We start from the raw sequence: 13917 nt of genomic DNA on the forward strand, positions 1-13917 counted from the left end.
CGTCAGATCCAGGCGCGCTTGAGCGCGCGGCCGCCGTCGACCGCGAGGTCGCAGCCGGTGATGAAGTCGCCCGCAGGGGAAGAGAGGAAGACGCAGCTCATGGCGATGTCGTCGGTCTCGCCGAAATGGCCCAGGGCCACGCGGCTGAGCTCCTTTTCGCCCTCGCCGCGCGCCTCGTAGAGGCGGCGCAGGCCCTCCGTGCCCTCGATGGGGCCGGGCAGCACGTTGTTCACGCGGATGCCGTAGGGACCCCACTCGATGGCGAGGCTGCGGGTGAGGGTGGTGACGCCCGCCTTGGCCGAGGCCGCATGGGCGGCGCCCGGCCAGCCGGATTCCACCTGCGCCAGCGAGATGTTGATGATGCGCCCGCCATGGGGCGACGCCTTCAGCGCCTGGAAGGCGGTGTGGCAGAAGTTGAAGGTGCCGTTGAGGTCGATGTCCACGACGGCGCGCCAGCCATTGGGCGTCATCTGCTCGAAGGGGCAGTTGAAGTTGCCCGCGGCGTTGTTGACGAGGATGTCGAGGCCGCCGAGCTCCGCGACCGTTCGTTCGATCACGTCCTGGGTCGCGGCATAGTCGCGCACGTCGGCCGCGATGGTCAGGACGCGCGCGCCGCTGGGGGCCAGTCTTTCGGCCGCCTCGGCCAGCTTCTCCGGACTGCGCCCCGTCAGCACGAGGCTGGCGCCGAGCTCGGCGAAGACCTCGGCGATGCCGAGGCCGATCCCGCTGCTGCCTCCCGTGACGAGCGCGACGCGCCCGGCCAGGACATCGCCGCGGAAGACGCGGCGCTTGGCCCGTGCATCGGCGGGCGGCGCTTGCGGGCCTGGAATCATCCTCGTTTCCTCTCCACGAGCCGTGACCCTCGAGACGAGGCATGGCTTCTTCCCTGTCCTAGCCAATGGCCGGGTGGGGAAGCCAATCCATATCGGGTATCGCTCGATACATGTTCGGTATCGGCGCGCGCCGGCTTCAGCCCGCCGGACGGCCGACGGCGCCAGGCCTGGGCAGGACGACCTCGTCGTCCGGCAGGCCCGCCCGCACCCGCGAGATGAAGCGGCGCCGGCTCGCCGGGTGGATGAAGCGCGTGAAGGTGGTGACCACGTCATCCACCCAGGTCGTGCGCGTCACGACGAGGCACGGCTCGTTCCGCGTCATGGCCAGGGTGTGCCGCGTCTGCGCATCCGGCAGCATCGCGCCGATCACGTGCTCGGCCTCCGTGGGCGGCGCGATCTTCCGGAGGTAGTCGGTCGTGCTCTGGTGCCCGAAGTCCTGCTTCAGGAAATCCGGCGCGAAGGCCGGCGCGACAAAGCGGTCCTCCAGCTGCACCGGGACGCCGTCCGCGAGGTAGACGATCGCGCTGCGGAAGACCTCGTCGCCGGCGCGCATCGCCATGGCGCCGGCCGTCGCGTCGTCCGCCGGCACCGCCTCCAGCACCAGGACCCGGCTTGCGAATTGCTGGCCGGCCGCACGGACCTCGTCGGCGATGTTGTGGACCCGGACCGTCGGCACGAGGGCCTGCGCCGGCGCGACGAAGGTGCCGAGACCGTGCCGCCGCTCCAGGACGCCTTCCTGGGTCAACTCCCGCAGGGCGCGATGCACCGTCAGCCGCGAGACATGAAGCTGGCCGGCCAGCTGATGCTCTCCCGGCAGCTGCGCGCCGACGCGCCATCCCCCCGCGGCGATCCGCTCCATCACATGCTGCTTCACCTGCTGATAGGGCGGCGGGACGGCGGACTTGCCGGATGCTCCGCGGGATGTCGGCGATGGCGTCTTCACGGGACTCTCTATCAGCGGGCAGAGTTGGAGATGCGAGCCCGCCTGTCCGCGTTGCCTCGGTTTGCCGCCGGTCAGTATACAACATGGTCCGCGATGAAGGAGACAAGATGCGCCTGGCGATGATCGGCACCGGCCTGATGGGCAGCCCCATGGCGATCCGGCTTCTGAAGGCCGGCCACACGGTGACCGTCTGGAACCGCAGCGCCGCCAAGACCGCCGACGCCGTCGCGGCCGGCGCCCGTGCCGCGGAGACGCCGGCCGCCGCCGTCGCCGATGCCGACCTGGTGCTGTGCATCCTCGAGAACGGGCCGGTCGTGGGCGAGGTCCTGTTCGGCGCCCATGGCCTCGCGTCGGCGCTGCCGCACGGCGTGGATTTCGTGGACCTCACCTCCATGGCGCCGGAGACCGCCCGCGAGCACGCGGGCGCGCTGGCCCGGCTGGGCGTGGCGCATCTCGATGCGCCCGTCTCCGGCGGCCCTGTCGGCGCGCTGGAGGGGAGCCTCGCCATCATGGTGGGCGGAGCGCCCGCGGCCTTCGAACGGATCCAGCCCGCGCTCGCCGCCTTCGGCCGGCCCGTGCATGTCGGCCCCTCCGGCGCCGGCCAGCTGGCCAAGCTGTGCAGCCAGATCATCACCGGCGCGGCCATGGGCGCCGTCGCCGAGGCGATGGCGCTGGCCCGCGCCGGCGGCGCCGATCCGGACAAGGTGCGCGAGGCCCTGCGCGGCGGCTTCGCCGACAGCCGGGTCCTGCAGCATCACGGCGCGCGCATGACGGCGGGCGACTTCGCGCCGGGCGGGCATGTCAGGACCTTCCTGAAGGATCTCGGCGCGGCCATGGCCGTCTCGCGGGAGCACGAGCTCGACCTGCCGGTGGCGTCCCTCGTGCACCAGCTCTTCGAGGCGCTGGAGCGGGACGGTGACGGGGAGCTCGACATCTCCGCGATGATGCGGCTCGTCGCGCGCCGCAATCCGCTACCCGCCTGAAGTCTGCGAGAGGGCTCCGCCCCCTCGTTGTCTCCGCTTCGCGGCCAACCCCCCGCCAGGGCTTTTGGCCCTGGACCCCAAAACGGATGGAAGGTGCAGGAAACTCAGTTTCCTGCCGGGGAGTTTGAGGGGCGGAGCCCCTCAACTCCAGCCGCCTCCAGCTCGGCCAGGATCGCCGAGCGGTCCCCATCCAGCGCCGGAGGCGGGGCCGCCCCGCCGCGCGACAGGCCGACGAATTGCGCGGGCTGCTGCGGCACGCGGATCCGGCCGAGCACGGGATGATCCACCTCCTGCAGCAGGCCGCGCTCCGCCACCTGCGGCGAGGCCGCGACCTGCGCGATGTCCTGCACCTCTGCCGCCGGAATCCCCGCGGCGACCAGGGAGGCGACGGCCTCCGCCGCGGTCATCCCGCGCGCCCAGCCCTCGATCGCCGCACGCAGCGCGGCCTCGTTGGCGAAGCGATCGGCGTCCTGCGCGAAGCGCGGGTCGGCGGCCAGCTCCGGCGCGCCGATATGCTCCGCCAGCCGCGCGAAGAGCCGGTTGTTCAGCACGGCCAGCATGAAGGGCCCGTCCGAGGCCTCGAAGGTTCCGAAGGGCGCGGAGAAGGCATGGCGATGCCCCATGCGGCGCGGCGCCTGGCCCGTCGCGAGATGGCGCGCGATCAGCATGGGCTGCAGCGCGACCATGGCGTCGAACATCGCCATGTCGATCCGCCGCCCTTGGCCTGTGCGCCCGCGCTCCACGAGCGCCGCCAGCACCGCCCAGGAGGCGAAGAGGCCGGTCGAGATGTCGGCGATCGCCTCGCCCACCAGCGCCGGCGGCCCGTCCGGCTCGCCGGTGACGGACATGATGCCGGTCATCGCCTGCAGGATGACGTCATAGGCGGGACGCGCGGCCAAGGGTCCTCTCTGCCCGAAGCCGGAGATCGAGGCATAGACCAGGCGCGGGTTGCGCGCCGACAGCGCCTCCCAGCCGATCCCGAGCCGGTCTGCGACGCCGGGCCGGAAGTTCTCGACGACGACGTCGGCGCGGTCCGCCAGGGCCAGGGCGATCGCGCGGTCCCCGGGCCGGCCGAGGTCGAGCGCGATGCTGCGCTTGCCCCGGTTGACCGCCAGGAAGGACGCGCTCTCGCCCTGCACGAAGGGGCCGATGTGGCGGTAGTCGTCACCGCCCGGCGGCTCGACCTTGGTGACCTCGGCGCCGAGGTCCCCGAGCAGCGCCGTGCAATAGGGGCCGGACAGGACGCGGCTGAAATCCAGCACCCGGACCCCGCTCAGGGGGCGAGTCATATCGGCCGCTGCCGCTCGAAGCCCAGCGCGGCGGAATCCAGCTTCGCATTGGCCTCGAGCAGGTAGGGCACGGCCGGCGCGGCGCGGCGGGCGAGCTCCGCCATGTCCGCGCGGAAGCGGGGCATCAGCCCGGCCAGCTCGGCACGCAGCGCCGCCTCGTCCAGGCGGGTGATCCGTCCGTCCTTCAGCACGGGCTCCCCGGCCACCAGCACGTGCCGGACGCCGCGCCCGGCCTCGCTGTACACCACCTGGCGCGCCGCGCTGTTCAGCGGCTGGTAGACGATGTCGTCGAGGTCGAGCAGCGTCAGGTCCGCCTGCATCCCCGGCCGCACGGCGCCGATCCGCCCTTCCAGCCCCACGGCCTTCGCCCCGCCCAAGGTCGCGGCCTTCAGCGCATGCACGGCGTGGACGCCCGTGGGGTTGGGATCGGTGATCCCGGCCAGCAGGCAGAGCATCTTCATCGACTGGAAGATGCTCTGGCAGTCGCCGCAGCTGCAGTCGTCGCAGCCCAGCGCGACGTTCACGCCGGCGTCGATGACGCGACGCATCGGCGCGATGCCGTTCTTCAGCTTGAGGTTGCTGATGGGGTTGTGCGCCAGCCCGGTGCCGGAGGCGGCGAGCATCCCCATCTCCTCGGGCGCCAGCCAGACGCCGTGCACGATGGTGGTGCGCGGCCCGAGCAGCCCGACCTCCTGGAGGTAGCGGATCATCGATCCGCCCTGCTCCGCGTAGATGTCGCGTGCCTTCAGCGCCTGCGCCTTGGTCTCGTAGACATGGGTGAAGAGCGGCAGGCCATGCTGCCGCGAGAGGTCGCCGAGACCCTCCAACAGCCCCCGCGTCGAGCGCTGCGGGCCCGAGGCGCTGAGCGCCCAGCTGATGCGCGGCGGCAGCCGCACGCGGGCGAGCTGGCGCGCCACGAAGTCCAGCTGCGCGCGTGCGTCGCCCGGTTCGTTGTGCACCATGCGGCGCACCTCCTCGGGCAGATCCGCGGGCAGGAAATGCGCGATGTCGACGGCTTGCGCATCGCGCAGGCTGGTCGAGAAGACGACCCGCAGGCCGATCTCGTCATAGGCGGCGAGGATGGTGTCGAGCGTCTCCTCGTCCATGGGCACGAGGTTCATCATGTCCTGCACGGTGGTGATGCCGTGGCGCAGGCAGTCGATCGCGCCGACGAGCGTGCGCATGCGCAGCTCCTCCCTGCTGCGCGGCCCGAGATAGGCCGGCAAGGAGTGCAGCGACCATACGTCGAAGGGCATGTCCTCGAGCATGCCTTTCACCAGCACGTCGAAGGAATGGTAGTGCGCGTTGACGAAGCCGGGCATGACCAGGAGCCCGGAGGCGTCCAGCACCTCCACCCCCGGGCCGCCCCGCAGGGACGGGTCGGGCGGGACGACGGCGGTGATGACGCCGTCCTCCACGAGGATGTCGCGCAGGGGCGGCTGATGGACGTCGCCTTCGAGATCGAAGACGCGCCCACCCGCGATCAGCAGGGACATTCGGTCAGACCTATCGATCAGACGGGGCGTTCGCCGGCCATGGTGGTCCGGTACATCTCGCGCCGGTGGCCGTCGTAGTCGTTCAGCGCGTAGTGCAGGGAGCAGCGGTTGTCCCAGATCGCCACGGAGCCGCGCGCCCAGCGGAAGCGGCAGGTGAATTCCGGGCGCGTCGCATGCGCGTAGAGGAAGTCGATGATCGGCTTGCTCTCCTCCTCCGTCATCTCTGCGAAGCGGGAGGTGTAGATCGGGTTGATGAAGAGCGCCTTGCGCCCCGTCACCGGATGGGTGCGCGCCACCGGATGGACGCGCTCGATGTCCGCCTCCGCGTTGCCGCGCGAGATCTTCATGGAGCGCGAGGTCGTGTCGGCCGCCTTGGGCACGTTGGTGCCGTAGGTGCGGCCCGCATGGATGGCGCCCAGCCCGTCCACGATCCGCTTCATGCCCGCCGACAGGGTCTCGTAGGCCAGGTAGCCGTTGGACCACAGCGTGTCGCCGCCATAGGGCGGCACGTCCTTCGCGTAGAGGACCGTGCCGAGGGGCGGGTGCTCGAGGAAGCTGAAGTCCGAGTGCCAGTTGCCGCCGAAGGTGATGATCTTCCGCTCGTCGGCTTCCTTGCGGATGGCGAGGATATCGGGATAGCCGGGCACGCCGCCCTCGATGAAGGGAACGCGGAAGACCGGGCCGAAGAGCTCGGTGATCTCCAGGTGCCGCTCAGGGGTGAGCTGCTGCCCGCGGAAGAAGAGCACGATGTAGTCCGCGAAGGCCTGCCGGATCTCCGCGAGGACCGGCTCGGCGATCGGCTGGGAGAGATCGACGCCGTCGACCTCGGCGCCGAGGGCGCCGGACACGCGCGTGAGCTGGAGGTGCCGGTACTCGCCGACGGTGGCGATCTCGCTGCTGTCGAACATTGTGTGCTCCCTTCTTTCGGAGGCCTTGAGGGGGCGTTGCCCCCTCAAACTCCCCCAGCAGGAAACTCAGTTTCCTGCACCTTCGATCAGTTAAAGGGTCCAGGGCCAAAAGCCCTGGCGGGGGAGCGCGAGGGGGCAGAGCCCCCTCGCACCCCTACTGCATCTCGATCCGCGTGAAGTCCTGGAACCAGCTCTGCGCCTGCGTGAAATTCCGCACGCGCGGCGACAGCACCCGCGGGTTCAGGTCGTGCACGACGAACAGGAAGGGCGCCCCTTCCACGATCCGTGCGTGGATCTCGCCCAGCAGCCGGTTCTGCTCCTGCGGGTCGAAGGTCGCGCGGGCGCGGTCGATCAGCGCGTCCAGCGCCGCGTCGCCGAAATTCGAGAAGTTGCCGCCCCGCGGCGGAACCAGCCGCGTGTCGGCGTAGCGGATGCCGGCGTTGAAGGGATCCTGCAGGATCAGGTTCATCTGGATGGCGTAGACGCCGCGCTGGGCCTCGGCCGTGGGGGCGCCGCGCCACCGCGTCAGCAGCGCGCCCCAGTCGACCGTCTCGAACTCCACCTCGATCCCGACGTCGCGCAGGTTCTGCTGGATGAACTCGTTCATCGGCACGGGCTGCATCTGGCCGGAGCCGTTGACCGCGAAGAGGACCTTGGCGCGGACAGGGCGCTGGCGGCTGTAGCCCGCCTCCGCCAGCAGCGCGCGCGCCGCCGCGGGATCGTAGGTCACGCGGAATTCGGGCCGGCCGAACCAGGGGCTGTTGGAGGGGACGAGCCCCGCGGCCGGCTGCGCCACGCCGCTCAGCATCTGCACGAGCTGCTCGCGGTCGATGGCGAGATTGGCCGCGCGCCGGACCCGCTGGTCGGCCCAGGGCGAGCCCTCGGCGACGTTCAGGTGATAGATCCAGACATGCGGGTAGAGGTTGGTCGACAGGCGGAACCCCGCCGCCCGGAGCGAGGGGATCGCGTCGGGCGCCGGCGCCTCGATCCAGTCCACCTGGTTCGACCGCAGCGCGGCCGTGCGCGTCGCCGCATCGGGCACGGGCAGCATCACCAGCCGGTCGATGCGCGGCACCCGGTCACGGTTCCAGTAGTCGGGATTGCGCACCATCTCGAGCCGCTCCCGCGGCGCGACGCGGGCCGCGCGCCAGGGCCCGGTGCCGGAGGGGCTCAGCGCCACCTTGTCCCAGTCGCGGCCCTGCGCCTCCCAGTTCGCGGGGGAGGAGAACAGGATCCAGGCGATCTGATAGGGCAGGAAGGCGTCGGGCTCGGCGGTCCTGACCTCGATCGTGTTCGCGTCGATCCTGGCGACGCTGGCGACGGACGGGATACGCACCCGCGCCTGGGCGGCCTGCTTCGGGTCGTACTGGGGCGCGCGCTCGTTGCGCAGCTTCTCGAAGTTCCAGATCACGGCATCCGCGTCGAAGCGGGAGCCGTCATGGAACCGGACGCCCTCGCGCAGGCGGAAGACCCAGCGCCGGCTGTCCTGGGGGTCGACGCTCCACTCGGTCGCGAGGCCCGGCGTGAGGGTTGCCGGCCGGTCCGACTGGCTGAGGTCCCAGTTGATCAGCGCGTCGTACAGATTGTAGCCGACCGCGAACATGCCCTCGGCGCCCTGGTCGGGATTGCCGGTGGTCAGCGGGATCTCGCGGAAGGTGCCGGCGACGCGCAGGACGCTCTCCGCCGCCGCGGACTGTGCGGCGGCGAAGGTGCCGAGCAGCAGGCCGAGGCCGAGGGTGAGACTGCGCCGAGAGGGAAATCCGAGCATCGTGCCTCCATGGGATGGCCTAGCAGGCGAGCTGGCGACCACATGTATATACAGCCGCCTTGACGCGCAGCCAGGGCATAATTCGTGCATCCGGGACGTGATTGATCGTGAATCGGGCAGCGCCTCAGATCGATGCGGGCATTTGAACAATTATTGGACTTTCGACGTCCTCGAACATCCGGGTGGGTGGGCGCGGCGCGAAATTCGTCCTGCGTTACGCTGATCGATCTTCGCCCCGAGAAGGCAGCTCCTTCGGGCTGTATCCTCGTGAATTGTCCTATATCGATTAGAGCTCTGCGTCACAGGCACCGGAGAGGTTTCGTCCAAGAGCGGCCTTGCGCCTGGGCCCTTCGTCACCTAAGCTCCCAATCAACCTAGAACACTTGAACGGGCCAGGGCCCGCGACGCCAGTTCCATGCGGTTCCGTCATGTCGGGAGTCCGCTGCTCTGCCAGATTCGCCCATCCGGTTCCGCGGCGTCAGCAAATGGTTCGGGACCTCGCAGGTCCTGAAGGGCATCGACCTGACCTTCGGCATGGGTCACGTCGTGGTGGTCTGCGGCCCGAGCGGATCGGGCAAGAGCACGCTGCTTCGCTGCATCAACGGGCTCGAGCGCGTGCAGGAAGGCCGCATCGAGGTCCTGGGCCAGGAGCTCAACGACCGCACGCTGCGCTCCTCCGGCTTCCGCGCGGAGATCGGCATGGTCTTCCAGCGCTTCAGCCTCTACCCGCACATGTCGGTGCTGCAGAACGTCACGCTGGCGCCGCGGCTGGTGCGCGGCACCACGACATCGGCGGCGAGGGAGCGCGCGATCCGGATGCTCACGCGCGTGGGCCTCGCGGACAAGGTGGACGCCTATCCCGCCGAGCTCTCCGGCGGCCAGCAGCAGCGCGTCGCCATCGCCCGCGCGCTGGTGATGGACCCGAAGATCATGCTCTTCGACGAGCCGACCTCCGCCCTCGACCCCGAGATGATCCACGAGGTGCTCGACGTCATGCGCGACCTGGCGGCGAGCGGCATGACCATGGTCATCGTCACCCACGAGATGGGCTTCGCCCGCGAGGTCGCGCAGCGGATCATCTTCATGGACCAGGGCGAGGTGGTGGAGGACAGCGCGACCGACGCCTTCTTCCAGTCGCCCGCGACCGACCGCGCACAGCGCTTCCTCGACAAGATCCTGCATCACTGAACCCAGAAGGAGACCGATCATGACCTCTTCGACGCGTCGTGGCCTGAGCCGGCTTTCCGCCATGCTCGCGACCCCTTTCGTGGCCGCCTCCGCCGCCCAGGCGCAGACCGCGCCACAGGGCACGATCGACCGGATCAAGGCGCGCGGCACGTTCCTCGCCGGCGTGCGCTACGACTTCCCGCCCGTGGGCTCGCTCGACACGGCCGGCCGCCCGACGGGCTTCGGGCCCGATCTCGCCAAGGCCTTCGCCGACAAGCTCGGGGTGCGCGTCGAATACGTGCAGGTCACGTCGCGCAACCGCTTCGCGCTGCTGCAGAACAACGGCATCGACGCCGATATCGGCCCCACCACGCCCACCGTGCAGCGCGAGGAGGTCGTCGACTTCAGCACCCCCTATGTCTGGGACAGCTGCGTGCTGATCGTGAAGAAGGGCACGAGCGGCAACGTGGCCGACTACGGGCCGCCGCGCCGCATCGCGACGACGCAGGGGAGCCTGCTCGTCGACTACGTGAAGTCGGCGGTGCCGACCGCGCAGTTCGTCTTCTTCCAGGAGTATCCGGACGCGATCACGGCGCTGCTGAGCGGCCGCGCCGATGCGGTGGCGACCAACACCTTCTCCGCGCAATCCTACGTCGCGCTGCGGCCGCAGCTGCTGGAGGTGGGCACGCCCTTCTACAACGACCCCTGGGCGATCGGCATCCGCGAGAACGATTCCAAGTGGCGCAACTTCCTCGACATCACGATGCAGGAGATGTGGCACCGCGGCGAGTACCAGGCGATGTTCGCGCGGCATTTCGGCGCGCCGCCCGTCTTCAAGATGTGGTCCGAATACCGCCTCCAGCCGGGCATCGGCGCCTGATGCTGCGCCATGGGCAGGGGGCAGCATGCACTGGGAGGTGATCTGGCGCTACCGCGAGGTCCTGTGGAACGGCCTCGTCTTCACGCTGGAGCTGTCGGTGCTGTCGATCATCGGCAGCCTCATCGTCGGCGTCGTGATGGGCTGCCTCGGCGCGCTACCGAGCTTTTTCCTCCGCAAGTTCGTCGCGACCTATGTCGAGGTGCTGCGCAACCTGCCGGTCGTGGTGAAGCTCTTCTTCCTCTACTTCGTCGTGGGGCTGGAGGCGATGCCGGCGGCCATCATCGGGCTCGTCACGCATCAGAGCGCCTATATCGCGGACCTCGTGGCGGCCGGGCTGCGCGCCGTGCCGCGCGAGCAGTCCGAGGCGGCCTATGCCTGCGGGCACGGTCCCTGGCAGATCTACCGCCATATCCTGCTGCCGCAGGCGCTGCGCATCGTGGCGCCGCCGATGACCTCGCAGTTCATCGAGGTGGTGAAGAACTCCTCCACCGCCATGCTGATCGGCGTGGAGGAGCTGACTTTCCAGACCCAGGCCATCGAGAGCGAGACCTTCCGGGGCTTCGAGGCCGCGACGACGGTGACGATGATGTATCTCGTGATGGCGCTCGCCATCGCCGGCGGCATGGCGCTGCTCGAGCGCCGGCTGAGGCTGCATTGAGATGAGCGAGGCCCGAAAACTCCTGGTCTGGCGCCTGTCGATGGTGGTGCTGGTCCTCGCCGGCATCTGGTGGGTGCGCGACGCGGGATGGGAGGTCGTCTGGCGCTCCGGGCCCTTCCTGCTGCGAGGCGTCGGCGCGACGCTTCTGCTCACCCTCATCTCGGTGTCGATCGGGCTCGCGGCGGGCGTGATGCTCGCGATCCTGCGGCTCTTCGCGCCGCCGGGGCTGCGGCACCTGGCCATCGGCTACATCGAGCTCCTGCGCGCCATCCCGCAGCTCATGGTGATCTTCTGGGTCTTCTACACCTGGCCCGCGATCACCGGAGCCTCCGTCCCGGGCTGGTCGGCCGCGGTGATCTCGCTGTCGATGATCGCCGCCGCCTATCTCGCGGAGGTCGTGCGCGCGGGCATCCTGTCCATCCCGCGCACCCAATGGGAGAGCGGCTACGCGACGGGGCTCACGCCCTGGCAGAACATGACGCGCATCGTCCTGCCCCAGGCCGGGCGCAACATGCTGCCCGCGCTGATCTCGCACTTCATCATGATGCTGAAGACGACCTCGCTGGTCTACGTCGTGGGGATCATCGACTTCTTCCGCGCCGTCATCATCGTGAACAACCGCGATTTCGCGCCGGGCGCGCTCTACATCACCCTGGCGGCCGGGTACTTCGTCGGCTGCTACGCCTTATCCTGGCTCGTCCGCCGGATCGAGCCGCGTTACGCGCTGACGAGCTGAGGAGGAAACGAAAGTGATTGGCGACTGGGTCTACATCAACGGCGAGTTCTGCCCGCAGAACGAGGCGAAGGTCTCGGTCTTCGACCGCAGCTTCGTCTATGGCGACGGCGTGTTCGAAGGGCTGCAGGCCGTGAACGGCGGCGTCTTCAAGCTGAAGGAGCATATCGACCGCCTCTACCGCTCCGCGCACTACCTCGGCTTCGAGATCCCCATCGGCAAGGCGGCGATGATCGATGCCGTGCTGGAGACCGGGCGCCGCAACGGGTTGCGGGACGGGTATCTGCGCCCCATCGTCTCGCGCGGCGTGGGCCCGATCGGCGTGCGGCACACCGAGAAGCTCGGGCCGGGCAACGTGGTCATCGTGGCGCAGCACGAGAAGGTCGAGGACCGCAATCACATCTTCGCCAAGGGCGAGCGCGCGCATGTCGCCTCGCAGCGGCGCATCCCGCCGGACTGCCTCGATTCCCGCGCGAAGACCTGCAACTACATCAACAACATCATGGCCTTCCTGGAGGCGCGCCGCGCCGGCGCCGACACGGCCATCATGCTCGACCTGCAGGGCTATGTGGCCGAGGGCTACGGCAGCAACGTCTTCGCCGTGCGGCAGGGCACGGTGGAGACGCCGCCCACCGGCAACATCCTCGAAGGCATCACGCGCGCCACGGTGATGGAGCTCTGCGGCGAGATGGGCATCCCCTCCCGCGAGCGGCCCATGACCGTCTACGACCTCGTCACCGCCGACGAGGTCTTCGAGAGCGCCTCGATGGCCGAGCTCGTGCCCATCGTGGATGTCGGCGGGCGCAGCGTCGGGGGAGGGGAGGTCGGGCCGATGGTCGGCCGCCTGCACGCCGCCTTGCGCGAGCGCATGTCCAGCCTGCGCGACAGCGCCCCGATCTTCAACAATTGATCTTCAACAACTGAACGGAGACGCTGAAATGAACGTGATGACGGCAAGCTCGGAAGAGCAGGCGATGGTCGAGACCGCGAAGCGGGTCATGCCCGCCGGCGGCTTCGGCAATATCGCGACGGAGACGGTGCTGCGCGAAGGCAAGGGCGGCCGCGTCTGGGACGTCAGCGGCAACGAGTATGTGGACTTCCTGCTGGGCTCCGGCCCGATGTTCATCGGCCACGCGCATCCCGAGGTGAACGCCGCCGTCGTCGAGCAGGTGGGCCGCGGCTCCACCTTCTTCGCGAACAACGAGCACGGCATCGCACTGGCGGCCGAGATCGTCGAGGCGATGCCCGCCGCCGAGCAGGTCCGCTTCGCCTGCACCGGCACCGAGGCCGACGCCTATGCGATGCGGCTCGCGCGCGCCTACCGCAAGCGCAGCAAGATCCTCAAGTTCGAGGGCGGCTACCACGGCATGAGCGATTACAGCCTGCTCAGCATGTGGGCGCCGCGGCCGGGCAACTCGCCCGACGCCGCCTTCGATTCCGCCGGCATCCCCGAGAGCGTGAAGGGCGAGATGCTGATCTCGACCTATAACGACCTCGCCGCCGCGCAGGAGCTGATCCACGCGCACAAGGACGAGCTGGCCGGGGTGATCGTGGAGCCGATGCAGCGCCTGATCCCGCCGGTGCCGGGCTTCCTGGAGGGGCTGCGCGCCATCACCGCCGAATACGGCATCCCCCTGATCTTCGACGAGGTCGTGACCGGCTTCCGCCTCGCCTATGGCGGCGGGCAGGAATATTTCGGCGTGACGCCGGACATCTGCACCATGGGCAAGATCGTCGGGGGCGGCTTTCCGCTCTCCGCGGTCGCGGGCAAGGCGGAGATCATGGCGCATTTCGATGCGGCCAAGGTCGGCGCCGAGGCGTTCACGCCGCAGATCGGCACGCTCTCGGGCAATCCCATCGCGGCCATCGCGGGGCTCGCGACGCTGAAGGTGCTGAAGCGCCCCGGCAGCTACGAGAAGGTCTTCGCCACCGGTCGCGCTCTCTGGGCCGGCATGGAGGCGGCACTGAAGGATGCCGGCCACCAGGTCCTCATGCTCGGCGTTCCCGTGATGTTCGACGCCTTCTTCACCACGCGCAGCTCCATCACCGAGCATCGCGGCACGCTGGACGTGGACAAGGCGAAGAGCCGCCGCTTCAACCAGCTCGTCCGCCAGCGCGGCGTCTTCAAGAGCGACAACAAGATGTACATTTCGCTCGCGCATGACGAGCGCGACGTGAAGGACACGATCGCGGCCTTCCAGGAGGCGGCGAAGCTCCTCTGAGCGCCATGGGGCCGGGGGCGGCGGGTGCCGCCCTTCC

13 protein-coding genes are annotated in these 13917 nt (G+C 69.5%); 7 read left to right on the forward strand and 6 right to left on the reverse strand.

What is annotated here, in order from left to right; translation table 11 throughout:
- Positions 1-2: 2 nt before the first annotated feature.
- Positions 3-833, reverse strand: coding sequence for an SDR family oxidoreductase (locus AC1ROY_RS08900; RefSeq protein WP_493148441.1), 831 nt, complete (start codon positions 831-833; stop codon positions 3-5).
- A 136-nt stretch (positions 834-969) separates the two neighbouring features.
- Complete coding sequence (gene hutC / locus AC1ROY_RS08905; protein WP_493148442.1) at positions 970-1776, reverse strand: histidine utilization transcriptional repressor HutC; 807 nt, start codon at positions 1774-1776, stop codon at positions 970-972.
- A 107-nt stretch (positions 1777-1883) separates the two neighbouring features.
- On the opposite strand from hutC, the gene AC1ROY_RS08910 reads away from it, so the two are divergent.
- Positions 1884-2759 (forward strand): NAD(P)-dependent oxidoreductase, encoded by an 876-nt coding sequence (locus tag AC1ROY_RS08910; protein ID WP_493148443.1) that lies wholly within the window; start codon positions 1884-1886, stop codon positions 2757-2759.
- Between the two features lie 104 nt (positions 2760-2863).
- Here AC1ROY_RS08910 and AC1ROY_RS08915 read toward each other — a convergent pair whose 3' ends face one another.
- From AC1ROY_RS08915 to AC1ROY_RS08930, 4 genes are all read right to left on the reverse strand, one after another.
- Positions 2864-4048: a CaiB/BaiF CoA transferase family protein gene (locus AC1ROY_RS08915; RefSeq protein WP_493148444.1), complete on the reverse strand. Its 1185-nt coding sequence runs from the start codon at positions 4046-4048 to the stop codon at positions 2864-2866.
- The gene (locus AC1ROY_RS08920; RefSeq protein WP_493148445.1) at positions 4045-5544 is read right to left on the reverse strand and encodes an amidohydrolase family protein; all 1500 of its coding nucleotides are present in this window, start codon (positions 5542-5544) and stop codon (positions 4045-4047) included. The genes AC1ROY_RS08915 and AC1ROY_RS08920 overlap by 4 nt, the downstream gene beginning before the upstream one ends.
- Positions 5545-5561: 17 nt before the next feature.
- Positions 5562-6452, reverse strand: coding sequence for a TauD/TfdA dioxygenase family protein (locus tag AC1ROY_RS08925; protein ID WP_493148446.1), 891 nt, complete (start codon positions 6450-6452; stop codon positions 5562-5564).
- A 154-nt stretch (positions 6453-6606) separates the two neighbouring features.
- A complete protein-coding gene (locus AC1ROY_RS08930; RefSeq protein WP_493148447.1) occupies positions 6607-8220 on the reverse strand; it encodes an ABC transporter substrate-binding protein in 1614 nt (537 codons plus the stop codon).
- Between the two features lie 516 nt (positions 8221-8736).
- On the opposite strand from AC1ROY_RS08930, the gene AC1ROY_RS08935 reads away from it, so the two are divergent.
- The 6 genes from AC1ROY_RS08935 to AC1ROY_RS08960 are packed head-to-tail and all read left to right on the forward strand — an operon-like array spanning position 8737 to position 13880.
- Positions 8737-9408 carry an amino acid ABC transporter ATP-binding protein gene (locus AC1ROY_RS08935; RefSeq protein ID WP_493149014.1) on the forward strand — a complete coding sequence of 224 codons (672 nt, stop codon included), beginning with the start codon at positions 8737-8739 and terminating at the stop codon, positions 9406-9408.
- Positions 9409-9427: 19 nt separating this feature from the next.
- Positions 9428-10267: a substrate-binding periplasmic protein gene (locus AC1ROY_RS08940; protein WP_493148448.1), complete on the forward strand. Its 840-nt coding sequence runs from the start codon at positions 9428-9430 to the stop codon at positions 10265-10267.
- Positions 10268-10292: 25 nt separating this feature from the next.
- Entirely contained in the window at positions 10293-10925 is a 633-nt protein-coding gene (locus AC1ROY_RS08945) for an amino acid ABC transporter permease (protein WP_493148449.1), read from the forward strand.
- 1 nt (position 10926) lies between these two features.
- Positions 10927-11661 (forward strand): amino acid ABC transporter permease, encoded by a 735-nt coding sequence (locus AC1ROY_RS08950; protein WP_493148450.1) that lies wholly within the window; start codon positions 10927-10929, stop codon positions 11659-11661.
- Positions 11662-11674: 13 nt separating this feature from the next.
- Positions 11675-12568, forward strand: coding sequence for a branched-chain-amino-acid transaminase (gene ilvE / locus AC1ROY_RS08955; RefSeq protein WP_493148451.1), 894 nt, complete (start codon positions 11675-11677; stop codon positions 12566-12568).
- 28 nt (positions 12569-12596) lie between these two features.
- Positions 12597-13880: an aspartate aminotransferase family protein gene (locus AC1ROY_RS08960; protein WP_493148452.1), complete on the forward strand. Its 1284-nt coding sequence runs from the start codon at positions 12597-12599 to the stop codon at positions 13878-13880.
- The last annotated feature ends 37 nt before the right edge of the window (positions 13881-13917 follow it).

It is taken from the genome of Roseococcus sp. GW821-FHT12F05 (genome assembly GCF_058806835.1).

Bases quoted from the DNA above. Each gene is read 5' to 3' on its own strand.
- AC1ROY_RS08960 (WP_493148452.1), top strand. From the start codon at position 12,597: ATGAACGTGATGACGGCAAGCTCGGAAGAGCAGGCGATGGTCGAGACC.
- AC1ROY_RS08925 (WP_493148446.1), bottom strand. From the start codon at position 6,452: ATGTTCGACAGCAGCGAGATCGCCACCGTCGGCGAGTACCGGCACCTC.
- AC1ROY_RS08910 (WP_493148443.1), top strand. From the start codon at position 1,884: ATGCGCCTGGCGATGATCGGCACCGGCCTGATGGGCAGCCCCATGGCG.
- AC1ROY_RS08920 (WP_493148445.1), bottom strand. From the start codon at position 5,544: ATGTCCCTGCTGATCGCGGGTGGGCGCGTCTTCGATCTCGAAGGCGAC.
- AC1ROY_RS08940 (WP_493148448.1), top strand. From the start codon at position 9,428: ATGACCTCTTCGACGCGTCGTGGCCTGAGCCGGCTTTCCGCCATGCTC.
- AC1ROY_RS08950 (WP_493148450.1), top strand. From the start codon at position 10,927: ATGAGCGAGGCCCGAAAACTCCTGGTCTGGCGCCTGTCGATGGTGGTG.
- AC1ROY_RS08930 (WP_493148447.1), bottom strand. From the start codon at position 8,220: ATGCTCGGATTTCCCTCTCGGCGCAGTCTCACCCTCGGCCTCGGCCTG.
- AC1ROY_RS08900 (WP_493148441.1), bottom strand. From the start codon at position 833: ATGATTCCAGGCCCGCAAGCGCCGCCCGCCGATGCACGGGCCAAGCGC.
- AC1ROY_RS08915 (WP_493148444.1), bottom strand. From the start codon at position 4,048: ATGACTCGCCCCCTGAGCGGGGTCCGGGTGCTGGATTTCAGCCGCGTC.
- AC1ROY_RS08945 (WP_493148449.1), top strand. From the start codon at position 10,293: ATGCACTGGGAGGTGATCTGGCGCTACCGCGAGGTCCTGTGGAACGGC.